Source organism: Xylanimonas oleitrophica, assembly GCF_003244315.1.
Lineage (GTDB): Bacteria > Actinomycetota > Actinomycetes > Actinomycetales > Cellulomonadaceae > Xylanimonas_A > Xylanimonas_A oleitrophica.
In genome coordinates, this window is the sequence record NZ_QKWH01000001.1 from 699,495 (window position 1) to 723,843 (window position 24,349).

22 protein-coding genes are annotated in these 24,349 nt (G+C 74.7%); 16 read left to right on the forward strand and 6 right to left on the reverse strand.

Annotation, left to right across the window (positions count from 1 at the left end):
- Positions 1-6 precede the first annotated feature (6 nt).
- Genes DNL40_RS03410 through dapF form a run of 3 tightly spaced genes read left to right on the forward strand, consistent with a single transcriptional unit; the run spans position 7 to position 2,612 of the window.
- Positions 7-621 (forward strand): hypothetical protein, encoded by a 615-nt coding sequence (locus tag DNL40_RS03410; protein ID WP_111249783.1) that lies wholly within the window; start codon positions 7-9, stop codon positions 619-621.
- Positions 622-648: 27 nt separating this feature from the next.
- Positions 649-1,632: a tRNA (adenosine(37)-N6)-dimethylallyltransferase MiaA gene (gene miaA / locus DNL40_RS03415; RefSeq protein WP_111249920.1), complete on the forward strand. Its 984-nt coding sequence runs from the start codon at positions 649-651 to the stop codon at positions 1,630-1,632.
- Positions 1,629-2,612 carry a diaminopimelate epimerase gene (dapF, locus tag DNL40_RS03420; protein WP_111249784.1) on the forward strand — a complete coding sequence of 328 codons (984 nt, stop codon included), beginning with the start codon at positions 1,629-1,631 and terminating at the stop codon, positions 2,610-2,612. The genes miaA and dapF overlap by 4 nt, the downstream gene beginning before the upstream one ends.
- 35 nt (positions 2,613-2,647) lie before the next feature.
- On the opposite strand, the gene DNL40_RS03425 is transcribed toward dapF, so the two are convergent.
- Positions 2,648-3,325 carry a class I SAM-dependent methyltransferase gene (locus DNL40_RS03425; protein ID WP_111249785.1) on the reverse strand — a complete coding sequence of 226 codons (678 nt, stop codon included), beginning with the start codon at positions 3,323-3,325 and terminating at the stop codon, positions 2,648-2,650.
- Between the two features lie 114 nt (positions 3,326-3,439).
- Here DNL40_RS03425 and hflX point away from each other — a divergent pair, with 114 nt between their 5' ends.
- Complete coding sequence (gene hflX / locus DNL40_RS03430; protein ID WP_111249786.1) at positions 3,440-4,969, forward strand: GTPase HflX; 1,530 nt, start codon at positions 3,440-3,442, stop codon at positions 4,967-4,969.
- 165 nt (positions 4,970-5,134) lie between these two features.
- Here the strand turns inward: hflX and putP are convergent, their stop codons facing one another.
- On the reverse strand, positions 5,135-6,649 hold the full coding sequence (putP, locus tag DNL40_RS03435) for a sodium/proline symporter PutP (RefSeq protein ID WP_111249787.1): 1,515 nt from the start codon (positions 6,647-6,649) through the stop codon (positions 5,135-5,137).
- Positions 6,650-6,954: 305 nt separating this feature from the next.
- On the opposite strand from putP, the gene DNL40_RS03440 reads away from it, so the two are divergent.
- Both DNL40_RS03440 and DNL40_RS03445 read left to right on the forward strand, forming a co-directional pair.
- A complete protein-coding gene (locus tag DNL40_RS03440; RefSeq protein ID WP_111249788.1) occupies positions 6,955-9,096 on the forward strand; it encodes an ATP-dependent DNA helicase in 2,142 nt (713 codons plus the stop codon).
- A gap of 98 nt (positions 9,097-9,194) precedes the next feature.
- Complete coding sequence (locus DNL40_RS03445) at positions 9,195-10,160, forward strand: L-lactate dehydrogenase (RefSeq protein WP_111249789.1); 966 nt, start codon at positions 9,195-9,197, stop codon at positions 10,158-10,160.
- 18 nt (positions 10,161-10,178) lie between these two features.
- Here DNL40_RS03445 and lexA read toward each other — a convergent pair whose 3' ends face one another.
- Positions 10,179-10,970: a transcriptional repressor LexA gene (gene lexA / locus DNL40_RS03450; protein ID WP_111249790.1), complete on the reverse strand. Its 792-nt coding sequence runs from the start codon at positions 10,968-10,970 to the stop codon at positions 10,179-10,181.
- Between the two features lie 253 nt (positions 10,971-11,223).
- On the opposite strand from lexA, the gene DNL40_RS03455 reads away from it, so the two are divergent.
- Positions 11,224-11,649 carry a LysM peptidoglycan-binding domain-containing protein gene (locus DNL40_RS03455; RefSeq protein WP_111249791.1) on the forward strand — a complete coding sequence of 142 codons (426 nt, stop codon included), beginning with the start codon at positions 11,224-11,226 and terminating at the stop codon, positions 11,647-11,649.
- Between the two features lie 60 nt (positions 11,650-11,709).
- The gene (gene nrdR, locus DNL40_RS03460; RefSeq protein ID WP_111249792.1) at positions 11,710-12,222 is read left to right on the forward strand and encodes a transcriptional regulator NrdR; all 513 of its coding nucleotides are present in this window, start codon (positions 11,710-11,712) and stop codon (positions 12,220-12,222) included.
- 65 nt (positions 12,223-12,287) lie between these two features.
- Here the strand turns inward: nrdR and serA are convergent, their stop codons facing one another.
- Together serA and DNL40_RS03470 are read right to left on the reverse strand one after the other, a co-directional pair.
- Positions 12,288-13,529 carry a phosphoglycerate dehydrogenase gene (gene serA / locus DNL40_RS03465; protein ID WP_111249793.1) on the reverse strand — a complete coding sequence of 414 codons (1,242 nt, stop codon included), beginning with the start codon at positions 13,527-13,529 and terminating at the stop codon, positions 12,288-12,290.
- A gap of 155 nt (positions 13,530-13,684) precedes the next feature.
- Positions 13,685-15,958, reverse strand: a complete 2,274-nt coding sequence (locus tag DNL40_RS03470) for a HelD family protein (protein ID WP_111249794.1) — start codon at positions 15,956-15,958, stop codon at positions 13,685-13,687.
- A 257-nt stretch (positions 15,959-16,215) separates the two neighbouring features.
- Here DNL40_RS03470 and DNL40_RS03475 point away from each other — a divergent pair, with 257 nt between their 5' ends.
- From DNL40_RS03475 to DNL40_RS03495, 5 genes are all read left to right on the forward strand, one after another.
- Positions 16,216-17,496: a PP2C family protein-serine/threonine phosphatase gene (locus DNL40_RS03475; RefSeq protein ID WP_245885599.1), complete on the forward strand. Its 1,281-nt coding sequence runs from the start codon at positions 16,216-16,218 to the stop codon at positions 17,494-17,496.
- A gap of 86 nt (positions 17,497-17,582) precedes the next feature.
- Complete coding sequence (locus DNL40_RS03480) at positions 17,583-18,797, forward strand: sensor histidine kinase (RefSeq protein ID WP_245885600.1); 1,215 nt, start codon at positions 17,583-17,585, stop codon at positions 18,795-18,797.
- A gap of 101 nt (positions 18,798-18,898) precedes the next feature.
- On the forward strand, positions 18,899-19,348 hold the full coding sequence (locus DNL40_RS03485) for a response regulator (RefSeq protein ID WP_245885601.1): 450 nt from the start codon (positions 18,899-18,901) through the stop codon (positions 19,346-19,348).
- Positions 19,349-19,458: 110 nt separating this feature from the next.
- Positions 19,459-20,418, forward strand: a complete 960-nt coding sequence (locus DNL40_RS03490; protein ID WP_111249924.1) for a PAC2 family protein — start codon at positions 19,459-19,461, stop codon at positions 20,416-20,418.
- A 174-nt stretch (positions 20,419-20,592) separates the two neighbouring features.
- Positions 20,593-20,796 carry a cold-shock protein gene (locus tag DNL40_RS03495; RefSeq protein WP_111249795.1) on the forward strand — a complete coding sequence of 68 codons (204 nt, stop codon included), beginning with the start codon at positions 20,593-20,595 and terminating at the stop codon, positions 20,794-20,796.
- 115 nt (positions 20,797-20,911) lie between these two features.
- Here DNL40_RS03495 and DNL40_RS03500 read toward each other — a convergent pair whose 3' ends face one another.
- Positions 20,912-21,718: a spermidine synthase gene (locus DNL40_RS03500; protein WP_245885602.1), complete on the reverse strand. Its 807-nt coding sequence runs from the start codon at positions 21,716-21,718 to the stop codon at positions 20,912-20,914.
- A 201-nt stretch (positions 21,719-21,919) separates the two neighbouring features.
- Between DNL40_RS03500 and DNL40_RS03505 the strand changes: the two genes are divergently transcribed.
- From DNL40_RS03505 to DNL40_RS03515, 3 genes are all read left to right on the forward strand, one after another.
- Positions 21,920-22,441: an SAV_6107 family HEPN domain-containing protein gene (locus DNL40_RS03505; RefSeq protein WP_111249797.1), complete on the forward strand. Its 522-nt coding sequence runs from the start codon at positions 21,920-21,922 to the stop codon at positions 22,439-22,441.
- The gene (locus DNL40_RS03510; protein ID WP_111249798.1) at positions 22,438-23,721 is read left to right on the forward strand and encodes a DNA polymerase IV; all 1,284 of its coding nucleotides are present in this window, start codon (positions 22,438-22,440) and stop codon (positions 23,719-23,721) included. The genes DNL40_RS03505 and DNL40_RS03510 overlap by 4 nt, the downstream gene beginning before the upstream one ends.
- A 111-nt stretch (positions 23,722-23,832) precedes the next feature.
- Positions 23,833-24,252 carry a DUF3040 domain-containing protein gene (locus DNL40_RS03515; protein ID WP_111249799.1) on the forward strand — a complete coding sequence of 140 codons (420 nt, stop codon included), beginning with the start codon at positions 23,833-23,835 and terminating at the stop codon, positions 24,250-24,252.
- Positions 24,253-24,349: the final 97 nt, after the last annotated feature.

Genomic DNA, 24,349 nt, shown 5'->3' on the forward strand with positions numbered 1-24,349 from the left:
CGGGTCGTGCCAGCAGCCGTCGTCGTGATCCCCGCCACCCCGCTCCTGGTGCCCGGCGCGGCCGGGGGCGCCGAGGTGCTGGGCGGCACGCGCACCGCCGTCCGCGCGGCGCTGGCCCCGTGGGCCGGCGCGGCCGGGCGTGGGCGCGGGGTCGCCGTGCTGGCCGCGGGGTGCCGCGCTCGGGCGGGGCGCCTGCGTCCCTCGCTCGCGGGCGCCGGCGTGGCCGACGCCCGTGTGCCGCTCCTGGCGTCGCCGGCCACGGGCCTCGGCGCCGGGGAACGGGCCGGGGAGCGGGACGTGGCGTGGGACGGCGTCGCCGGGACGGGAGCCTCGGTGGCGCTGCTCGCGCTCGCGGACGCCGGCCTCGACCTCGCCGCGCACCCCGTCGACGTCGTCGAGGTGCCAGCGGACGCCGCCGGGCCCCAGAGGGCTGCGCTGCCCGCGGCCCTCGACCGGCTGGGTGCTGCCGACGTCGTCGTCGCCGCCGACCTGCCCGCGCCCGGCGTGGACGCGGTGCTCGAGGAGCTCGCCCGCGGGTGGCGGTGCGAGGAGGTCGTGGTCACCGAGACCGGGGACCACCTGCCCGGGCGGTACCGGGTGCAGGTGCGCCGACCACGCTGAGCCCCACGCCGTCGTACCGTGTGCTCCGTGATCGTCGTCGCCGTCGTGGGTCCCACCGCCACCGGGAAGTCCGACCTCGCCCTGGACCTGGCCGAGGCGCTCTCGGCCCCGGGCGCGCCGGCGGAGATCGTCAACGCCGACGCCTACCAGCTCTACCGCGGCATGGACGTCGGCACCGCCAAGGTGCCGCCCGCCGAGCGGCGCGGAGTCGTGCACCACCAGCTCGACGTGCTCGGCCCTCTCGAGGACGCCTCCGTGGCGCAGTACCAGGCCGCCGCACGAGCCGACCTGGAGGCCGTCGACGCCCGCGGGGCCCGTGCCGTCGTCGTCGGCGGATCGGGCCTGTACGTGCGCGCCCTGCTCGACCACATGGACTTCCCCGGCACCGACCCGCAGTTGCGCGGCGAGCTCGAGGAGCGGGCCGAGCGCGAGGGCAGGCGAGCCCTGCACGCCGAGCTGGAGCGCCTCGACCCCCAGGCCGCCGCGAGCATCGGCCCGCACAACACCCGCCGCATCGTGCGGGCGCTGGAGGTCATCGCCATCACGGGAGCGCCCTACACCGCCAACCTGCCGCGCCAGGAGTACGTGCGCCCGGCCGTGCAGATCGGCCTGGACTGCGACCGCGCCACGCTCGACGCCCGCGTCGAGGCGCGCGTCGAGCGCATGTGGCGGGCGGGGCTCGTCGAGGAGGTCGCGGCGCTGGCCTCCCCGGCCCAGGGCGGGCACGGTCCCGGCCTCGGCCGCACCGCCGCCCGCGCCGTCGGCTACGCCGAGGTGCTCGAGCTGTTCGCGGGGCGCGACGAGGACGCGGTGCGCGCCGACATCACCGCCAACACCCGGCGGCTGGCGCGCAAGCAGATGGGCTGGTTCGGCCGCGACCCGCGCGTGCGGTGGCTCGACGCAGGGTCCCCGACCCTCCTGGCCGACGCGCTCGCCGTCGTCGAGGCCGCCGACGCCGGCACCCTGCCGGCACCGGGCAGCGAGCCCGTGCGCCGTAGTCTGGGCTCATGACCCAGGCGACACCGACGGACCGCACCGCCCCCGCCGACGCCCCCGGCACCCTCCGGTTCGCCAAGGGCCACGGCACCCACAACGACTTCGTGCTCGTCGCCGACACCCGTGGCGACCTCGACCTCACGCCCGAGCAGGTGCGCCGCCTCGCCGACCGGCGTGGCGGTGTCGGGGCCGACGGCGTCATCCGCCTCGCACCCACCGCCGCCCTGGCGCGGTCCGGCGAGACCGTCGCCGACGACGTGCTCGCCGAGGAGCCCGGCGCCATCTGGTTCATGGACTACCGCAACGCCGACGGGTCAGTGTCGGAGATGTGCGGCAACGGGGTGCGGGTCTTCACCGCGTTCGCCGAGTCCCTCGGCCTGGCCGACCTCGACGGCGGCGCCGAGCTCGCCCTGGGGACGCGCGCCGGCGTCAAGCGAGTGCGCCGCGAGACCGGCCCCGACGGCGCGTCCTGGTACGCCGTCGACATGGGCCCGTGGCGTCTGCCCGGTGGCGAGGACTCCGCGCGGGCGGGCGCCGACGCGGCCGTCGCCGTGCGCGGCTGGGACGCCCCCCGCCCCGCCCTGTCCGTCGACCTCGGCAACCCCCACACCGTCGTGGCCCTGGCGAGCGCCGACGAGCTCGACGCCCTCGACCTGAGCGTGGCGCCCGAGGTGGCACCCGTGCCGCAGGCCGGCACCAACGTCGAGCTCGTCGTCCCTCTCGGGGAGGAGCGCGAGGCCGACGGCACCGTGGTGGGCCGTGCGCGCATGCGCGTCCACGAGCGAGGCGTGGGAGAGACGCAGTCGTGCGGCACCGGGGCGTGCGCCGCCGCGCTCGCCGTGCGCACGTGGGCCTCGGCCGGCGGCCGGCCCGCCCCCGACACCTGGTATGTCGAGGTCCCCGGCGGGCTCCTGCGCGTCCGGTCCCTGCCCGACGGTCACGTCGAGCTGGCCGGGCCGGCCGAGATCGTCTTCACGGGGGAGACCCGGCTGTAGCACCGGCTGCAGCAGCCGGCACGGCCGCGCCGGCGTCAGCGCGTCACGTGCAGGACGCGGAAGCCCTTCGCGCTGTGGGCGCGCTCGACGCGCACGCCCAGCGGCCCGCCGAGCTCGGTCTCGATCCAGCGGGCCAGGGAGTCGGCACCGAGGTTCTTCTGCACCACCAGCCAGGCTCCGGTGCCGTCAGGGGCGTCGTCTGCATCCGCAGCCGCGCTCGGCTGTCCGGGCGCGAGACGCGCCAGCCACGTGCGCATCATCGCGTGCAGCACGTCCTTGCCCACGCGGATCGGCGGGTTCGACCAGATCGCCGCCAGGCTCACGTCCTCGGGCACCTCGTCCGGGAGCACCGCACGCACGTTGTCCAGGCCCAGCCGCTCGGCGTTGCGCCGCACCAGGTCGAGGGCCCGCTCGTTGACGTCGACCGCCCACACCGTCGCCCCCGGCGACTCCAGCGCCAGGGTCAGCGTCAGCGGCCCCCAGCCGCAGCCCAGGTCGAGCAGGTGGCCCGACGACGGCGGTGCCGGCACCTCGCGCAGCAGCACCTGCGTGCCCAGGTCCACGCGGCCGGGGGAGAAGACGCCCGAGGCCACCTCCACGTCGAGGTCGCGCCCCGCCAGCCGGACCGAGATCGTGCGGCGCTCCTCCGGAGAGGCAGGGCGGCCGGTGAAGTAGTGGTCCGGGACCGGGGCGTCGGCGGGGTCGTGCGTCACCCGGAGATCCTAGGCGACACAATTCGCTGGGACCGGGACGATCCGGCGTGGGATCCTTGTTGGACAGATCGTGCGCCGCGCCCGCGGCGCCGGCCCCGTACCGGAAGGCACACCTTGACCCACACCCCGCAGGACCCCCAGGCTCCGACGACGGAGCACGGCGACGACGGCCGCAGCGCACAGGCGATCGCGAACGACGTCGTGGCGCGGGTCCTCGCCAGGGCGGGGACCGCACGCTCCGAGGGCGGCACGGTGCACACCGAGCACGACGGCGACCAGCTCGACCTCGAGGAGCGCAGCGCGCTGCGCCGCGTCGGCGGCCTCTCGACCGAGCTCGAGGACGTCACCGAGGTCGAGTACCGCCAGCTGCGCCTCGAGCGCGTCGTCCTCGTCGGCATGTACTCCGGCGGCGAGGCCGCCGCCCGTGAGGCCGAGGTTTCGCTGCGCGAGCTCGCCGCCCTCGCCGAGACCGCAGGGTCCCAGGTCCTCGACGGTCTCCTCCAGCGCCGTCAGAAGCCCGACCCCGGCACCTACCTCGGCTCGGGCAAGGCCGCCGAGCTCGCCGGCCTGGTCCGCGCCGTCGGTGCCGACACCGTCGTCGCCGACACCGAGCTCGCCCCCTCCCAGCGCCGCGCGCTGGAGGACATCGTCAAGGTCAAGGTCGTGGACCGCACCGCCCTGATCCTCGACATCTTCGCCCAGCACGCCAAGTCACGGGAGGGCAAGGCCCAGGTCGAGCTCGCCCAGCTCGAGTACCTGCTGCCCCGCCTGCGCGGCTGGGGCGAGTCGATGTCCCGCCAGGCCGGTGGCCAGGTGGGCTCCGCCGGCGCCGGCATGGGCTCCCGCGGCCCCGGCGAGACCAAGATCGAGCTCGACCGCCGCCGCATCCGCAACCGCATGGCCAAGCTGCGGCGCGAGATCGCCGCGATGGAGCCGGCCCGCGTGACCAAGCGCCTCGAGCGCAAGCGGCACGCCGTGCCCAACGTCGCGATCGCCGGCTACACCAACGCCGGCAAGTCCTCCCTGCTCAACGCGCTGACCGACGCCGGGGTGCTGGTGGAGAACGCCCTGTTCGCCACCCTCGACCCCACCGTCCGCCGGGCACGCACCGAGGACGGGCGCCTGTACACGCTCGCCGACACCGTCGGGTTCGTGCGGCACCTGCCGCACCAGCTCGTCGAGGCGTTCCGCTCCACCCTCGAGGAGGTCGGCGACGCCGCCCTGCTCCTGCACGTGGTCGACGCCTCCCACCCGGACCCCGAGGGGCAGATCGCCGCCGTCCGCGAGGTGCTCGCCGAGATCCCCGGTGTCGAGGACGTCCCAGAGGTCGTCGTGCTCAACAAGGCCGACGTCGCCGACCCCACCGTCGTGGGCCGCATCCAGCGGCGCGAGAAGCGCACCGTCGTCGTCTCCGCCCACACCGGGGAGGGCGTCGCCGAGCTGCGCGCCCTCATCGCCTCCGAGCTGCCGCGCCCGCAGGTCGAGATCGACGTCGTCGTGCCCTACTCGCGCGGCGACCTCGTCAACCGCGTCCACCAGGCCGGGGAGATCGACCACGAGGAGCACCTCGAGGCCGGCACCCTGCTGCGCGGACGTGTCGACGAGGCGCTCGCGGCCGAGCTGGAGCGTGCAGCGGCGTCCTGACGCACGGCCCGGACGCACGGGCGGCGCCGGTGGCGGCGCCACCGACGACGAGGCCCCGCCGACCTGGAGGTCGGCGGGGCCTCGTCGCGTCCGCACGGCGACACGCCCAGACCCTCACGCCCGGCGGTCGCCGGGCTCAGCCTTCTGCGCCTGCGCTCGCCGGGCTCAGCCTTCTGCGCCTGCGCTCGCCGGGCGGGGCCGCCGGCAGGCGTCGACGGTCGCGTCGAACTCCGCGTCCACCTCCGGTCCGGGCTGGGGGGTGAGCAGGCTGACCACGACGGCGAGGACGAGGCAGACGGCGAAGCCGGGCACGATCTCGTAGAGCAGGTCGGCCAGACCGGTGCGCCCCCAGACGAACGAGACGACGGCGCCACCGACCATGCCGGCCAGCGCGCCCCACGCGGTCAGGCGCCGCCAGTACAGGCTCAGCAGCACGACGGGGCCGAACGCCGCCCCGAACCCTGCCCAGGCGAAGCCCACGAGGTCGAGGATGGTCGAGGTGCGGTCCAGGGCGATCGCGCCGGCCACGAGGGCCACGAGCAGCACCCCGGCCCGGCCGAGCATCACCTGGGCGCGGGTGCTCAGCTCCCGACGGGTGGTCATCTTGACCAGGTCCTCCACCAGCGCCGAGGACGACACGACGAGCTGGGAGGAGATCGTGGACATGATGGCGGCGAGCACGGCGGCGAGCACGACCCCGGCCACCAGGGGGTGGAACAGCACCTGGGACAGGAAGAGGAAGACGGTCTCGGGGTTGTCGAGCGGCTGGCCCTCCTGGACGCTCCAGGCCACGCCGAGCAGGCCGGTGAGCACCGCACCGAGCGCGGTCAGCACCATCCAGCCCATGCCGATGCGGCGGCCGGACGTGGCGTCCTGCGGGGAGCGGAGCGCCATGAACCGGACGATGATGTGCGGCTGCCCGAAGTAGCCGAGACCCCACGCCAGGGCCGAGACGACCCCGGTGACCGTGGCGCCGGCGACGAAGGACAGGTGGTGCTCGGCGGCGGCGGAGTCCGCGGCGAGGATGCTCTCGTGCACCGGGCCCCAGCCACCGAGGCGCACGAACGCGACGACGGGGACGAGCACGAGGGCGGCGAGCATGAGCAGCCCCTGCGCCACGTCCGTCCAGGTGGCGCCGAGGAAGCCGCCGAACAGGGTGTACGCGAGCGTCACGCCGCCCACCACCCACAGGCCGGTCGTGTAGTCGAGGCCGAAGGAGCTCTCGAAGAACGTGCCGCCGGCCACCATCCCGGAGGACACGTAGAAGGTGAAGAAGACCAGCACGATGACGCCCGAGGCGACGCGCAGGAGGCGCGAGGTGTCGCGCAGGCGGTTCTCCAGGAAGCTCGGGATCGTGATGGAGTTGCGCGCCACCTCGGTGTAGGCGCGCAGGCGGGGCGCCACCAGCTTCCAGTTGACCCAGGCCCCGACGGTCAGGCCGACGGCGATCCACGCCTCGACCAGCCCGCTGGCGTAGACGGCGCCGGGCAGACCCATGAGCAGCCAGCCGGACATGTCCGACGCACCGGCGCTCAGCGCGGCGGTGCCGGGGCTCAGGCGGCGGCCGCCCAGCATGTAGTCGTCCAGGTCGTCCGTGCGCCGGAAGGCCGTCCAGCCGATCACGAGCATGAGTGCGAGGTAGGCGACGATCGCGATCGTCTTCCAGGCCTCCGGTGACATGGTGGGGCTCCGTCTCGGTCAAGGGGTGGAACGTGTGCCCGAGGCACGAGCCGGCGAGTCTTCCACGCCGTCGGGGGCCGCGGTCAAGCGAGCCGCCCGCCGGCCCGGCACGGCCGGGCCGGGCGCGCGACGCCGCGACCAGGCAGGATGCCCGACGTCGGAGACTCTCGCCACACCTGCGAGGCCCGCCGGCCGACGTGGCCTCCCACGGTGGCAGGAGGCGTCGGTGCCGGTGCCTAGGATCGACGGGTGATCCTGCCCCCTCGTGCCCCCCGCCGTCCGCGCTGCCCGAGGGCGGTCGCGCGATGAGCGCGGCCGAGCTGCGGGCGGACGGCGCTGCGGCCGCCGCAGGTGGGCCCGGTGCCCAGGGCGGTGACGTGCCCGAGGTCGACGAGCTGCTCGACCTCGCGGTAGGTCGGCTGGGCGGATCGCCCCGGGAGGGCCAGCGTCGGATGGCTCAGGAGGTGGCCGACGCCGTCGCCACGGGCCGGCACCTGCTGGTCCAGGCGGGCACGGGCACGGGGAAGTCGCTGGGATACCTCGTGCCGGCGGTGCGGCACGCCGTGGTGGCCGACGAGCGCGTGGTCGTCTCGACGGCCACCCTCGCCCTCCAGCGCCAGGTGATCACCCGGGACCTGCCTCTGGTGGCCGAGGCCGTGGCCCCGCGCCTGCCGCGCCAGCCCAAGATCGCGCTGCTCAAGGGCTGGCACAACTACCTCTGCGTGCACAAGACGGGCGGTGGCTACCCGGTCGACGACGCCACCCTCTTCGACCTGCCCGGGGAGAACGCCGCCGAGCACCCGGCCGAGGGTCGAGCCCGCCGCGAGGACGGCGCCGCCTCGCTCGCGGACCATGTCCGCCGTCTGCACGCCTGGGCGCAGGAGACGGACACCGGCGACCGTGACGACCTCGTGCCGGGCGTGCCCGATCGTGCCTGGCGGCAGGTGTCCGTCACCTCGCTCGAGTGCCTCGGCCAGAAGTGCCCCATGCTCGCCGAGTGCTTCCCGGAGCAGGCCCGCGCGGCTGCGCGGGAGGCCGACGTCGTCGTCACCAACCACGCGATGCTGGGCATCGCCGTCTCCGGAAACCCCAACGTGCTGCCCGAGCACGACGTCGTGGTGGTCGACGAGGCGCACGAGCTCGCCGAGCGCGTCACCGCCGCGGCCACGGTGGACCTCTCCCTGACGAGCGTGGAGCACGCCGCCCGGCTCGCCCGGCGGCACGCCGGCACCGAGACCACCCAGCTCGACGCCGCGGCCCAGGCGTTCGGCTCCCTGCTGGCGCAGGTGCCCGCCGAGCGGTTCCCCCTCGGCCTCCCCGAGGACCTGCGCACGGCGGTGGGCGCCGTGCGCGACGCTGCGCGCGAGCTGCTGACCCGGGTCAAGCCGGAGTCGGGGCAGACCAAGGACACCCAGCCCGACCCCGGCGCCAAGATGGCCCAGTCCGCCGTGCTGCAGCTCTTCGAGGTGGCGGAGCGGATGGCCGCCGAGGACACGAGCGCCGACGTGCTGTGGTGCTCTCGACCGGACGCCTCGACCCCGTGGGGTGACGGCGTCTCCCGTCTGCACGCGGCACCGCTCGCCGTCGCGGGCCTCATCCGCACCGGCCTCCTGGCCGAGGCGACCGGCGTGTTCACGTCGGCCACGCTCACCCTGGGCGGGCGGTTCGACACCGTCGCAGGGTCGCTGGGCCTCGGCCGGGGCGCCCCGGCGGCGTCCGCGGCGCCGAGCGGTGCGACGCCGAGCGGTGCCTCGGGGAACGCCGACTCCGAGGCGGCGGACTGGCGAGGGCTCGACGTGGGGAGCCCGTTCGACTATCCCCGCCAGGGCATCCTCTACGTCGCCCGCCACCTGCCCGCCCCCGGGCGCGAGCCCACCACCGAGGCCCAGCTCGACGAGATCGCGGAGCTGATCGAGGCCGCGGGCGGGCGCACCCTCGGCCTGTTCTCCTCCCGACGGGCCGCGCTGGCCGCGGCAGAGGCGATGCGGGACCGCCTCGACGTGCCGGTCCTGGCGCAGGGCGACGACCAGCTCCCCAGCCTGGTGCGTCAGTTCGCCGAGGACCCGGCGACGTGCCTGTTCGGCACGCTGTCGCTGTGGCAGGGCGTGGACGTCCCCGGCCCGAGCTGCCAGCTGGTGCTCATCGACCGCATCCCGTTCCCGCGCCCCGACGATCCCATCAAGGCGGCGAGAGCGCGCGCCGTCGAGCAGGCCGGAGGCAACGGGTTCATGCAGGTCTCGGCCACGCACGCCGCCCTGCTCCTCGCCCAGGGCGCAGGACGGCTCGTGCGCTCGGCCGGCGACCGGGGCGTGGTCGCCGTGCTCGACCCGCGGCTCGCGACGGCCCGGTACGGGACGTTCCTCACCCGCTCGATGCCTGACTTCTGGCCGACGAGCGACCCCGCCGTGGTCCGGTCGGCGCTGCGGCGGCTCGACGTCGGACCCTGAGCGCGGCCGGCGAGCAGCGGCGATAGCCTGGGCGGCGGTGGTGCCGAGCGGTGCCGCCGCCACGTCAGCGCGCCGCGCGCAGCCCAGGAGGTCTCCCCGTGAACGCACCCGTACGCCGCAGCACCACCAAGCTCGCCATCGTGGGAGCCGGCGCCGTCGGGTCGACCCTCGCCTACGCGGCGCTGACCCGCGGCACGGCACGCACCGTGGCGCTCATGGACGTCAACCGGCAGAAGGTCGAGGCGGAGGTGCTGGACCTCCAGCACGGGGCGATGTTCATCCCACCCGCCGAGATCGTCGGGTCCGACGACGTCGAGGTCTGCCGCGACGCCGACGTCGTGGTCATCACGGCGGGCGCCAAGCAGCAGCCGGGTCAGACCCGCCTCGACCTCGCCGAGGCCACGGTCGGTCTCACCCGCAAGATCCTGCCGGGGCTGCTCGAGGTCGCGCCGAACGCGATCTACATGATGGTGACCAATCCTGTCGACATCGTCACGTATGCGGCCCAGAAGATCTCTGGCCTCCCGCCGGAGCGGGTCTTCGGGTCCGGGACGGTGCTCGACTCCTCCCGGCTGCGTGCCGCGCTCGCCCAGCACTGCGGGGTGGCCGTGGGCAACGTGCACGCCTACATCGCCGGCGAGCACGGCGACTCCGAGATCGCGCTCTGGAGCTCGGCGACGATCGGTGGCGTACCGCTCCTGGAGTGGCCCGCGCTGGAGGGTCGCCCACCCCTCGACGCCGCTGCGCGGGAGCGGATCGCCAGGGACGTGGTCGACTCGGCCTACCGGATCATCGCGGGCAAGGGGGCGACCAACTACGCGGTCGGCCTCGCGGCGACGCGGATCATCGAGGCCGTCCTCAAGGACGAGCACCGCGTGCTGACGGTGTCCTCGAAGCTCCAGGACTACCACGGCATCAGCGACGTCTGCCTGTCGGTGCCCTCGCTGGTGGACCGGCGCGGTGTGGCCGAGGTGCTCGACGTGCCGATGTCCGAGGCGGAGATCGCGGGGCTGACCGCCTCGGCGGACAGCATGCGGGCCGTGCAGCGGAAGTTCGGTCTCTGAAGGGTCAGAGCCCGGCGCTCACAGGGAGCGCAGCACGGCCACCACGCGCCCCAGCACCTGGGCCTCGTCCCCGGGGATGGGGGCGTACGCGGGGTTCTGCGGCAGCAGCCACAGGTGGCCGTGCTCGCGCTTGAACGTCTTCACCGTGGCCTCGCCGTCGATCATCGCGGCGACGACCTCGCCGTTCTCCGCCACCGGCTGACGGCGCACCACGACCCAGTCGCCGTCGCAGATGGCGGCATCCACCATCGAGTCGCCCTGGACCTTGAGCAGGAAGAGGTCGCCCTCGCCCACGAGCTGGCGGGGGAGGGGGAAGACGTCCTCGACGAGCTGCTCTGCGAGGATCGGCCCGCCGGCCGCGATGCGTCCCACCAGGGGGACGTACGACGGCGCCGAGACGCGCTCCCCGTCCGGGCCGAGCACGTCGGTGTCCGGCACGCCGAACCGCGACGTCGCGGGCGCCTCCTCGGTCTGGGGGCGGGCGCTGCCCTCGCCTGAGGCCTCCTGCTCCTCGCCGGCGGGGTCCACGACCTCCATGGCCCGCGGGCGGTTGGGGTCGCGTCGCAGGTACCCCTTGCGCTCCAGGGTCATGAGCTGGTGCTTGACCGACGAGGGGCTCGCGAGCCCGACGGCCTCGCCGATCTCCCGCATCGTGGGTGGGTAGCCGCGCGACTCGACCGAGGCGCGGATCGTCTCCAGCACCCGGTGCTGACGCGCCGTCAGCCGGTCCGCGGCACCGCTGCCGGGGAGCGTGCTCACCGTGGCCAGCCCTGTGGCGTCGTCGCCGGGGCTCGTCGTGCGACCCGTCATGACCTCTCCCGTCGTCGTCCTGGCGTGGCGTGCCGCGACCGTCACGGCGCTCCGGGGACCGTTCGCGCTGGTCGTAGGGCCCACCCTAGGCCAGGTCGGGCCTGTGATCAAACACGTGTTCGAGAGGTGCTCGACTTCTGTCGGTGGCTCGTGGCATGCTACACACGTTCGAACGAACGCCTGTTCGAACGAAGCCCGCGCCGAGCGGGTGGCACCACGTACCTCACGTACCCGAGAACCGCCGGAGGACACCATGGCCGCGACGACCGTCACCCCCGTCGTCCGTCCCGACCGCCACCTGACGCTCGTCCAGCCGGGCGCCGCGGCGGCGCGGGCCTCGATCGCTCGAGCGTCGGCGCGCGACGAGCACCCCGGTTTCCTGGGTCTCGGCGGGCTGCGGCCGACGCGCAGGGGACGGGTCGTGCTCGTCCTGCTCGCGACCCTGCTGGTCGCACCGTTCGTCGGCATGGGCGCGCAGGCGGCGGCGAGCGACCCCCAGCGCCCGCTGGAGGTGCGTGTCCACACGGTGGCACCGGGGGAGACGCTGTGGGGCTTCGCCACGCAGCTCGCCGCCGCAGGCCAGGACGTGCGCGACGTCGTCGCCGAGCTGCGAGAGATCAACGAGCTGCGCTCGGCGGAGCTCCGGGTGGGCCAGGCGATCCTGCTGCCGGTGGAGTGAGCGTGGCCGCGCTCGGGCGGGTCCCTGGTCCGGAGGGCGGGCTCGGGTAGTCTCGCGGCCATGCACTGCCCGTTCTGCCGCCACCCCGACTCGCGCGTCGTCGACTCCCGCACCGCCGACGACGGCTCGTCGATCCGACGGCGGCGTCAGTGCCCGAGCTGCGGGCGTCGGTTCACGACGCTCGAGACCGCGAGCCTCTCTGTCGTCAAGCGCTCCGGGGTGACGGAGCCCTTCAGCCGCGACAAGATCGTCTCCGGCGTGCGCAAGGCGTGCCAGGGCCGGCCGGTGAGCGAGGACGACCTCGCCCTGCTGGCCCAGAAGGTCGAGGAGACGCTCCGGCAGCAGGGCAGCGCCGAGATCGACGCCTACGAGATCGGGCTCGCGATCCTCGGCCCGCTGCGTGAGCTCGACGAGGTGGCCTACCTGCGGTTCGCCAGCGTGTACCAGGCCTTCGACTCGCTCGAGGACTTCGAGTCAGCCATCACGTCGCTGCGCGCGGAGCACGCCGAGCGCGCTCAGGCCAAGCAGGACCGCGGCCAGGACCCGACGGACGGCTCCGGCCCCGCGGAATGAGCCCGGCCGGGCCGGCACCGAGCACGACCCACCTTCGTCGGCCGTCCGGCGGAGCGGGCGCCGGGCTAGCGGCCCGCGGCGGGGCCGGGAGGGAACTCCGGCCGCTCGAACGCGTCACGGATACGCAGGCGCACCGTGGCGTCCATCGCCTGCAGCTTGGCCGACGCGCCTCGCTGCGTCACGTCAGAGATGTCCGTGACCACATACCCGATGTCGCCGCGCGTGGCCAGCATCTGCCCCTCGATGTTGGCGCCGTGCTCGGCGAAGACCTGGTTGATCTGGGCCAGGACGCCCGGCACGTTGCGGTGCAGCAGCATGATGCGCCCCACGCCCGTCGGCTCGAGCTGGAGGTTGGGCAGGTTCACGCTGAGCATGGTCGAACCGGTGCGGGCGTAGTCACGCAGCTTGCCGGCCACGAACTGGCCGATGGCCTCCTGGGCTTCCTCGGTGGAGCCACCCACGTGAGGGGTCAGGATGACGTTGGGCAGGCCGCGCAGCGGTGACTCGAACGTGTCGCCGCGCTTCTTGGGCTCCTCGGGGAACACGTCCACGGCGGCACCGGCGATGCGGCCGGACTCGATGCCGGCACGCAGAGCCTCCACGTCCACGACGAAGCCGCGCGAGAGGTTGAGGAAGATCGCGCCGGGCTTCATCCGGGCGAAGAGGTCGGCACCGAACAGGCCGGCGTTGCCGGGGCGGCCGTCCACGTGGATCGTGACGGCGTCCGCCTGCTCGAGGAGCTCGTCGAGCGTGCCCACCCGGCGGGCGTTGCCGAGGGCGAGCTTCTCCGAGACGTCGTAGAACACCACGCGCATGCCGAGGTTCTCGGCCAGGACGGACAGCTGGGAGCCGATGTTCCCGTAGCCGATGATGCCGAGCGTACGGCCCCGGACCTCGTGCGCGCCGTCGGCGGTCTTGTCCCAGACGCCGTCGTGCAGGGCCTTGTCGCGCACGGTGAGCCGGCGGGTCAGCGCGATGATCTCGGCCAGGGCGAGCTCGACCACCGAGCGGGTGTTCGAGTAGGGGGCGTTGAACACGGCGACCCCGTGCGAGGCGGCGGCCGCGAGGTCGATCTGGTTGGTGCCGATGGAGAACGTGCCCACGGCCTGCAGGCCCGGCACGGACTCGAGCACGGTACGGGTCACCGTCGTCTTGGACCGGATGCCCAGGTACTGGACGCCGTCGAGGGCGGCGATCAGCTCCGCCTCGTCGAGCGCTCCGGAGCGGGTCTCGACCTCGAAGCCCGCGGTACGCAGGATCTCGGCGGCGACGGGGTGGACGTTCTCGAGGAGGAGGGCGCGCAGCACGACCACATGGTGCGCCCTGCCGTGCCCGGCAGACAAACCGGTCTCACGGCCGCGCCCCGAGCTCCCTGCTGGACCCTGGGGGCGTCGGGAGCGGCGCGCCCCGCACACGTACCCGGGGGACCGCTCCGGGTCGCTGGTCCGTGCGGGGACGAGCGTCAGCCCTCGAAGCCGTCGGGCAGCGCCCTCTCGTGGAGCACCACGAGCCGCTGGGTCGGGCGTGTCATGGCGACGTACAGGTCGGCGGGACCGCCGGCCCCGGCCGCGACGTCGGCGGGCTCGACCAGCACGACAGCGTCGAACTCCAGGCCCTTGGTCTCGCGCGGCGAGAGCACCGTGACCTGCCGGTCCTCGGGCTTCTGCGCCAGGACCCGTGCCGCCTCGTCGGCGCCCAGGGCGCGGGGGAGCGCCGCCTCGACGGCGTCGCGGACGGGGCCGCGGCCTGCCTCCGCCACGACCACGGCGACCCGGCCGGCGCCGTCGTGCCCCACGAACTCTGCGGCCAGGCGCGCCACCTGGTCCACGACGGCCTCGTGCAGGCGCGCCGCGGCGCCCTGCGCGTCCACCGGGTGCAGCTCGAGCGCACCGGGCACCTCACGAGCGGCGGTCAGGGGCGAGACAGGCAGCCCGGCGGCCTTCGCCATCCGCTGCGCGGTGTCCGCGACCTCGGCGGGCGTGCGGTAGCTGACGGTCAGCTCTTCCAGGCGCCAGCCGTCGCGCAGCACGGGGGTCAGGGCGCTGGACCACGAGCGGGCACCGGCCTGCGAGGACGTCTGGGCGACGTCGCCGACCACGGTCATCGACCGGGTCGGCACGCGTCGCACGAGCATCCGCCACGCCATGGGGGACAGCTCCTGCGCCTCGTCGACCACGACGTGGCCGTACGTCCAGGTGCGGTCGGCCGCCGCGCGCTCGGCGGTGGTCATGCGCGGTCCGGTGGTGGCGAACCGCTCGGCCAAGGTCTCGGCGTCGACCTGGATCATCGACGACGCCGCGGCACCCGAGGCGAGGACGCTGCGGGCGTACTCGAGGGCCTCGGCCCGCTCAGCGGCCCGGGCGCTCGCCTCGGCGCGAGCGAGGGCGTCGTCGTCGCCCAGCAGCTCGGCGGCCTCGTCCAGCAGCGGCACGTCCGACTCGGTCCAGGGTGCCCCGGGCTCGCGGCGCAGCAGGTCGCGCTCGGCGGCGCTCAGGCTCGGAGCGGCCTCGGCCAGCCGGTGCGGCTTGGCGAACAGGTCGGCCACCAGCCGCTCGGGCGTGATGGGGAACCAGGCGAGGTTGAGCGCGACACGCACCTCACGGGTGGACCGCAGGTCCTCGAGGACGATCGCGCGGTCCTCGGGGGTGAGGTCGCCGCCGTCGAGCGTGCGGTACTGGTCGGCCAGGCGCGCGAGCATGTCACGGACGAACCCGGCCCGCGCCTCGTTGTGCGGCTTGTGGCCGCGGCGGGCGCGGGCGATGGCGTCGCGGACGTCGCGGCGGCGGATGACGAGCTGGTGGCCGTCGAGGCGAAAACGCACGTCCCGCTCGGGCACGCGCTCGCGGGCTCGCACCGCCCGCCGGATGGCCTCGCCCCACAGCAGCCGGCCCTTGATCTCGGCGACGGGGCCGTCGTCGACGGCGGTGGCGCTGATCCCGGGCAGGAGCTCACCCACGGTCGTGGACACCACGCCCGTCTCGCCGAGCGAGGGCAGCACCTGGTCGATGTACCGCAGGAAGGAGCGGGAGGGACCCACGAGGAGCACGCCCGAGCGTTCGAGGAGCCGGCGGTGCGCGTAGAGCAGGTATGCCGCCCGGTGCAGCGCCACGGCCGTCTTGCCGGTGCCGGGGCCGCCCTGGACCACCAGCGCACCAGCCAGGTCGGACCGGATGATGCGGTCCTGCTCGGCCTGGATCGTCGCGACGATGTCCGTCATGCGGCCGGTGCGGCGCGAGGCGAGCGCCGCGAGCAGCGCGCCCTCGCCCGAGAGGTTCTGGGTGTCGGCGTCCACGTGGTCGAGGTCCAGCAGCTCGTCCTCGAGGCCCGTGACCCGCCGTGCGGCGGTCACCAGGTGGCGACGGCGGCGCACGCCGGCCGGCTGCAGGGCCGTCGCCCGGTAGAACGCCTCGGCGGCCGGGGCCCGCCAGTCGGTCAGCAGGGAGCGCTGCTCGTCGTCGGTCAGGCCGATGCGGCCGACGTACCGCGCCGTGCCGTCGTCGAGGTCCAGCCGGCCGAAGGCGAGCCGGTCCTCGACGGCGTCGAGCTGGGCGGCGCGGTCCTCGTACAGGGTGGCGAAGGCGTCGCGCTCGGAGCGGTTCTGCGGCGAGCCGGAGGGGCCCTCGCGCCGCACCTCGCGCAGGCGCCCGCGCGCGCGGGCGCGCAGCTCGTCCAGACGCGTGTAGAGCACGTCCACGACGGCCTGCTCGTGCGCCAGCTCGTCCTGCCTGCCCGCCACCGGACCTCCCACGCTCGTGCGTACCCCTTCCGGGGTCGGCCGTCCATTATGGCCGACTCCCGCAGGCGCCGGGTGCACCGGTCTGTGCCGGCGGACCGGACCCGCTGCGCCAGCCGTGCGCGGTCGGAGACGGGGGAGGGCAGGGGAGTGCGGAGGGGGCGGCGGGAGCGTCCCGCGCCCTGAGCCGCCCGCGTGTGGTGCCCGCCACATCGCAGGAGGTCGGTTTACCATCCGTGCATGGGAGACGGGGTCGCGCGGTGACGGTGGCGGGTCCGGCGAGCGGGAGCGGGCCCGTCGTCCTCCTGGTGGAGGACGACGACGGTGACGCCCTGCTCGTCACGGAGCTGCTCGAGGACGCCGCGGTCGTCGTGGAGCTGCGCCGGTCCCGGTCGGTCGAGGAGGCCGTCGCCGAGCTCGGGCGGGGCGACGTCGACTGCCTGCTGGTGGACCTCGGGCTGCCCGACGCCGTCGGGCTCACCGCCGTGGAGCGTCTGCGGTCGCAGGGCGCGACCAGCCCCGACCCCCCGGCACTTGTCGTGCTGACGGGGCACACGGGCACCGACCAGGGCGTGCGTGCCGTGGCCGCCGGTGCCGACGACTACCTCGTCAAGGGCGAGACCGACCCCAGCCTCCTGGCCCGCTCGCTGCGCTACGCCCTGCAGCGGCGCGAGGCCGCCGCACAGCAGCGCGCTCTGTTCCGCAGCGAGATCCGCGCCGAGGAGACCTCCCGGCTGGAGCGCGCGCTGCTGCCCAAGCCGGTCGTGGCCGACGAGCACGTCTCGGTCATGGTCGGCTACCTGCCCGGGCGCGACGGGCTCCTCGGCGGCGACTTCTTCGACACCGTGCAGCGGGCCGACGGCACCATCCTGTCCGTGGTCGGCGACGTCGCGGGCCACGGCCCCGACGAGGCGGCGCTCGGCGCCACCCTGCGCACCGCATGGCGCACGCTGGTCGTGACGGACACGTCTCCCGACGACGTCCTGCCGCTGCTCGAGCGCGTCCTGCTCACCGAGCGCGCCGGCCCCGAGATCTTCGTGACCCTGTGCCAGGTGGTGGTCGCCGCCGACCGCAGCTGGGCCGAGGTGTACCTCGCCGGGCACCCGGCTCCGCTCCTGCTGACCGGCCATGTGGGCGACGTCGCCTGCACCGTCCTCGAGCCGACGGCCCGCGGACGGGCCCTCGGCATCCCCGTGGGCGGGGAGTGGCACGCCCAGCGCGTCGAGCTCTCCGGTCCCTTCTCCGTCGTCCTCTACACCGACGGCCTCGTCGAGGCCGAGGTGGCGCCCGAGGCAGCCGGCACTCCGCCGTCGCGCGGCGTGCCGCGGCTCGGCGTGCCCGGCCTGCTGCGGGTCCTGCGCGAGGAGCTCGAGGGGGAGTTCCCGGACATCGTCTCGCGCGTGCTGCGGCGTGTGCGCGAGCTGCACGGCGGCCCCCTGTCCGACGACGCCGCGCTCCTCATGGTCGGCTGGACCGGCCGCCCCGACATCCTCGGCACCCGGTCGTCCACCCTCGCCGACTCCGTCGAGTGGGCGAGGTGAGCAGGCCCGTCGGGGCCCGCACCGCCCAGCCCCGCACCGCCCGGCCTGGCGCGTCCCTGCGCGGACGGGTGGCCAGGCTCCTCGTCGTGGCCACTGTCGTTCTGGTGGTCATCCTCGCCGTCGCTCTCGTCGCCCTCGCCCGCACCGACGTCGTCCTCGACACGCTCGTGGCGGGCAGCGGCGCCCCCGACCAGGAGCAGCTCTACGCCCAGGCGCGCGCCTGGGAACGCCTGATCCTGGCCGCGCTGATCCTGCTCACGGTCGGCTCGGTGGGACTGAGCCTGCTCGTCTGGAAGTCGCTCGAGCGTGAGATCATCCGCCCCCTGGGCGCGCTCGCCGCCGCCTCCCGGGCCGCCGCGGACGGGCAGCTCGACCACGAGATCCCCCCGGTCGGCTCCGGGGAGGTCGCGGCGCTCGCGGCCGACGTCGAGCACATGCGGGCCGAGCTGGCCTGCCAGGTCGAGCAGCTGCGCGCCTCTCACGCCGAGACCGAGCGCGCGCACGAGCTCCTGCGGCAGCAGGCGGCCGAGCTGGCGCGGTCCAACCGCGACCTCGAGCAGTTCGCCTACGTCGCCTCCCACGACCTGCAGGAGCCGTTGCGCAAGGTCGCCAGCTTCACCCAGCTGCTCGCCAAGCGGTACTCGGGCCGGCTCGACGCGCGCGCCGACCAGTACATCGACTTCGCGGTCGACGGCGCCAGACGCATGCAGCGGCTCATCCAGGACCTGCTGATGTTCTCGCGCGTGGGCCGGGTCGACGTGCAGGCGGTCGAGGTCGACCTCGAGCAGGTCTTCGCCGACGCGCTGGCGGAGCTGGGGGAGAGCCTGCGCGCCACCGGGGCGGAGATCACCCACGACCCGCTGCCGGTGGTGCTGGGCGACCCGACGCTGCTGCGCCTGGTGCTGACCAACGTGCTGAGCAACGCGGTGAAGTTCCGCCGGCCGGACGTGCCGCCGAGGGTGCACGTGGGCGTGGAGGACACGGGCACGGCGTGGCAGCTGTCCTGCACCGACAACGGCATCGGGATCGACCCCCGGTACGCCGAGCGGGTCTTCGTCATCTTCCAGCGCCTCCACGCCAAGGAGGTCTACGCGGGCACCGGGATCGGCCTGGCGCTGGTCCAGCGGATCGTCGAGTACCACTCCGGCAGGGTGTGGATCGAGCCCGCCCCCGACGGCGGCACCACCGTGGCGTGGACGCTGCCGCGGGCGGTCAGCGTGGCGCCGCCGCAGGATGCGGCCCAGGGCCCGCAGCAGGGCCCGCAGCAGGGCCCGCAGGAGGGTCCGCAGAAGGGCTCGTAGGAGGGCCCGCCGCCAGGCTGCTGAGCGGGGTGTGGGCTACTGTGGCGGGGAGGCCTGACCTGCGGCGACGCCCGCGGGGTGCCGGGTCCGGGGAGGATGCCGTGACGGGGTGGGTCGACGGCCGCGAGGTCGTGCAGGTGCTGCTGGTCGAGGACGACCCGGGCGACGTGCTCATGACGCGTGAGGCGTTCGCCGACCACGGCGTGGCCGACCGGCTCTTCGTGGTGCCGGACGGCGTCGCCGCCCTGGAGTTCCTCCGCAAGGAAGGTGACCACGCCGGGGCGCCCACGCCCGACCTGGTGCTGCTCGACCTGAACCTGCCCCGGATGGGCGGCCGGGAGGTGCTGGCAGCGGTGAAGGGCGACCCGGCGCTGGCAAGGATCCCTGTCGTGGTGCTCACCACGTCGGACGCCGACGACGACGTCGTCGCCTCCTACGCCCTGCACGCCAACGCGTACGTCACCAAGCCGGTCGACTTCGACCGCTTCATCGAGGTGGTGCGCAAGATCGACGACTTCTTCGTCTCCGTGGTCCGGCTCCCGCCCCGGTAGCGCTCCGCCGTCGGCGAACGCCGCGCGAAGGTCTGCCGGGAAGGATCTTCGCCCTGGTGAGGTTGTCGCTCGACGACGGCGGCGGAGGCCGGTGTCAGGAGGGAGTGGACGTGCTGGACCCGCAGAGCATCGTGACGGTCGACGAGGAGGCCGTGGCTGCGACGCTCGGCGCCGTGGGGCGGTCGCAGGACGAGGACGCGCCCGAGGACGGGCGCCGCTCAGGCCCCGTGATGCTGCACGCGCTGCGCGGCTTCGTGGACGCCGGGGCGACCGGCGAGATCGCCGCCACGCACCTGGTCGACGAGCTGGAGTCCACCAGGCTCGCCACGTTCGACGTCGACCAGCTGCTGGACTACCGCTCCAAGCGCGCCCTGATGACGTTCGACACCGACCGCTGGACCGCGTACGAGGAGCCCTTCCTGGCGCTCGACCTGGTCCGCGACGGCGAGGGCGCCCCCTTCCTGCTGCTGCACGGGGCCGAGCCGGACCTGCAGTGGGAGCGCGTGATCGCCGCCGTCAGGGGCCTGGTCGAGCGCTTCGGCGTCTCGTTGACGGTGGGCTTCCACGGCGTGCCGATGGGGGTGCCGCACACCCGCCCGCTGACGCTGACGGCGCACGGCACGCGCGACGGCCTCACGGAGGACTACACGTCGTTCTTCGGCACCGTGAAGGTGCCCGGCTCGATGGCCGCCCTGCTGGAGTACCGCCTGGGCGAGGCGGGGCACGACGCGCTCGGGTTCGTGGTGCACGTGCCGCACTATCTCGCGCAGTCGCGCTACGCGCCCGCCGCCGTGGTGGCGCTCCAGCAGGTAGAGCGTGCCACGGGGCTCGACCTGCTGACCGGCCGCCTGGCCCCCGCGGCGGCGGACGCGACGCTCGAGGTGGAGAAGCAGGTGCGCGAGTCGGGGGAGGTCCGCGCGGTGGTGCAGGCGCTCGAGGAGCAGTACGACCGGTTCGCCCGCACGACGGGCCGGCCCAGCCTGCTGGCCGAGGCCGCCCCCATCCCGACGGCGGACGAGCTCGCCGCGGAGTTCGAGAGGTTCCTCGCCCAGCACGACGACGAGGGATGACGAGGCCCGGCGGCCGCTGACGACGGCGGTTCTCCGCCCCGGTTGCGGGTATGCGACAGATGCGCCCGGAGGGCCCTGCTGGGCAGTGACCGCGCCGGTGTGACGTGCCACACTCCAGCGTACGGGAGTACCAGCCGGTCGCCCGTAGGCTGGAGAGAAGGTCGAAGGATCAGCATGGCGCAGGGATCTGTGAAGTGGTTCAACGCGGAGAAGGGCTACGGCTTCATCGCCCAGGACGGGGGCGGTGCGGACGTCTTCGTCCACTACTCCGCCATCCAGACGAACGGCTACCGCAGCCTCGAGGAGGCTCAGCGGGTCGAGTTCGAGATCACGCAGGGCCCCAAGGGCCCGCAGGCCGAGCAGGTCGTCCCGCTCTGACGGGGCGCACCGGCACCGCGAGGGCCGCGACACCGGGCACGCCCCGGGTCGCGGCCCTCGTCGTCTGCGGCGTCGTCCTCGGCGGGCCCGTCCCCGGGCGAGCCGTCCGGTGCGCCTACAACGGCCGGGCGGCCCCCACGAACCGTTCGAGCTCGGCGCCCGTGAGCACCTGCGCCGGGACGGGCAGGCTCCGCAGGGTCCGTCCGAGCGCGGGCGAGCGCAGGTCGGGAGCGCCGTCCTCGTCGTCGGGACGGGCGCGCACGGCCGCCAGGACCAGGTTCCCGTAGCGGCGCCCCTTGAGGATGGCGGGCTCCGCGACCAGCCCGAGGCGTCCCTCGCCCGCCGCGCCGGGCCCGAAGGCCGCCGCGAGCGTCGCCAGCTCGGCCCGGGCCCTTCCCAGGGGCGGGCGGTCGGCGCAGTTGACCAGGTACAGGCCGCCGGGCCGCAGCGTGCGCAGCACGTCATCGGCCACGGCGCGCGTGACGAGGTGCTCCGGGGTCGAGTCGCCGGCGAACACGTCGCGCACCACGACGTCGTACAGGCCGGGGGCGGACGACGCCACCGCCCGGGCGGCGTCGTCGGCCCGCAGCCGCAGCCGAGGAGCGCGAGGGAGGGCGAACCACTCGCGCACCAGCTGGGTGAGGCGGGCGTCCACGTCGACGGCGAGCTGGCGAGAGCCGGGCCGCTCGGCGTCCCAGCGGCGGGCCAGGGCGCAGCCGGCCGCCCCCAGGTGCAGGGCGTGGATCGGCCCCGCGGTGGTGGCCGCCACGACGGCGTCCATCTGCTGCATGTACTCGAACGCCAGGAACCCGGGGTCGCCCAGGTCCAGGTACGAGCTCGGCACGCCGTTGACGTGCAGCGTCACCCGCCCCGAGTGGTCGGGGTCGGGGACGACCTCGGCGGTGCCCGTGTCGACGGGCACGGGGCCCGCGGGCAGTGTCGGTGCCTCGGCGGAGGATGGGAGTCGCCTCGGAGGGCGTGCGCTGCGGCGGGCCATGGGAACCAGTGTCCCGTGCCCGTGCGGTAGGGCCGGCCGGGGCGTGACAGGCGATTGACAGTCTCGAACACGTGTTCGAGACTGGGTGCGGGCCCGCGCGGGCCCCACCACGACGGGAGGTGCGCGATGACCCTCAAGCACACGGCACGCCGGCGGGCGACGCACGGCACGGCAGTCCCCACGCCCGGGACGCCCGCGGTGCGGGCCGCCGAGCGCGAGGTGTCCGCCGGCCCACGCGTCGTGCCCGCAGAGGTCGCGCGGCTGCTCGCCCTGGCGGACGCCGAGCTGGCACAGGCTGCCGGGGCCGGCGACCCGGCAGACCGCTTCGTCCACGGGCACCTGGCAGCGCTGCGCGCCGCTGCCGCCGTGGTCGCCCTGCGGGGCAGGCCCGGACCGCGCTCGGGCGCCCGCACCGTCTGGGAGATGCTGTCCCGCGTGGAGCCGGACCTGGCGACCTGGTCGGTGTACTTCGCCTCGGGGGCGCGGCTGAGGGCGGCGGTCGACGCCGGTCACGGCGAAGAGGTGGAGGCCGCGCGCGCCGACGAGCTCGTCGCGTGCGCGGAGGACTTCCGCGACGAGGTGGCGATCCTCGTCGATCCCGACGCCGGGTTCTCGCGCCCGCTGAGGCTCACCTCGGCGGCGTCGTGAGCCGGGCGCCACGGTCGGCCGACGCGCGGCGCGACTGGGGGTCGGACGAGTCGGGCACCTCGGTGATGCACGTGGACATGGACGCGTTCTTCGCCTCGTGCGAGCTGGCCCGCCGGCCGGAGCTGAAGGGGCTGCCCGTCATCGTCGGCGGTCGCGAGCGGGGCGTGGTCCTCGCGGCGACGTACGAGGCGCGCGCGTTCGGCGTCCGCTCGGCGATGTCCATGACGGCGGCCCTGCGGCTGTGCCCGCAGGCCGTCGTCGTGCCGCCTGACCACCGGCTGTACCAGGAGGTCTCGCGGTCGATCATGGGGATGATCGGCGAGATCACCGCGATCGTGGAGCAGGTCAGCATCGACGAGGCGTTCCTCGACGTCTCCGGCGCCCGCCGCCGCCTCGGTCCGCCCACCGTCATCGGTGCGCGCCTGCGCGAGCGGGTCCAGCAGGCTCACGGTGTCACCTGCTCGGTCGGCATCGCCCGCAACAAGTTCCTCGCGAAGCTGGCCTCCACCCACGCCAAGCCTGACGGCATGCTGCTCGTGCCGGACGCTGCCAGCGTGCCGTTCCTGCGCACGCTGCCCGTGGGCGCCCTGTGGGGCGTGGGGGAGAAGACGGAGCAGGCGCTCGCCCGCTGGGGCATCACCACGGTCGCGCAGCTCGCGGACACCGACGTGCCCACGCTGCAGGCTGCGGTGGGCCAGGTGGCCGGTGCGCACCTGCACGACCTCGCCTGGGGCCGTGACCACCGCCCCGTCGTCGCCGGCCGCGAGGAGCGGAGCATCGGCAACGAGACCACCTTCGACGTCGACCAGCGTGACCTGGTGGTCGTCGAGCGCCGCCTGCTCGAGCTGGCCGACAAGGTGGCTGCGCGGCTGCGCGGGCAAGGGCTGGTGGGGCGCACCGTGGCCCTCAAGGTGCGCACCAACGACTTCCGCACCCTGACGCGCTCCCGCACCCTCGACGGCTCCACCGACGTCGCGCGGGAGATCTACCGCGTGGCCCGCGAGCTGCTCGCAGCCGTGGACCTCCAGGGTCTGCCCGTCCGGCTCGTCGGCGTCCGGGTCGAGAACCTGCAGGCGCGCGCGGGCACGGCCGAGCAGCCCACCCTGGAGGAGGCGAGCGCAGAGCGTCCCGCGGCTCAGCGCGAGGCCGAGCTGGCCCTCGACGCCGTGCGGCAGAGGTTCGGCAGGTCCGCGATCGGCCTCGGGTTCGGCGGTGTCTTCGGTGACGCGCGGGACCAGGAAGGACGTCTCGAGGCACCCCGGCACGCACCTGCCGGTTGACCCGTCCGTGGGTGCTCCGTGAAGCGTCACAGACGTCACGACTACCGAGCACCCCGCGAGGGGCATATCCTGGTGCACGGAAGAACTCCACCCGACGATCCGGGGGTCCCGATGCCTCTGTCCGAGTACGAGCAGCGCGTGCTGGAGCAGATGGAGCGCGCGCTGACGAGCGACGATCCCCGGCTGGCGAACACGCTCCAGTCGACCGGCCGCCGTCCCGTCGCGCGCTACGTCGTCGCGGGCATCGGTCTGGTCGTGGGCCTCCTGGTGCTGGTGCTGGGAGCCGTGACCACCAACGCCGTCGTGGGCGTCGTCGGCTTCGTCGTGATGTTCGCCGCCGTAGCGTGGGCCTTCGCGTTCGCGCCCCGCCGCCAGGGCCCCGAGGGAGTGGTCCGTGAGGACGGCACCGTCGGCCCGCGGCCTCCGGCCGGTGGTGACAAGCGCGCTCCGCGTGGTGGCCAGAACCGCAACGACGGGTTCCTGGCCCGCCTCGAGGAGCGCTGGGAGCGCCGCCGCGACCAGGGTCGCTGACCCCCGGCCTCGGTCACCTCTTCTACCGCTGGGCCACGGCTCACGGCTTCGTCACGGCGAGGCACCGCTCGGGCACTGCTCCGTGCGGCGCCTCGCC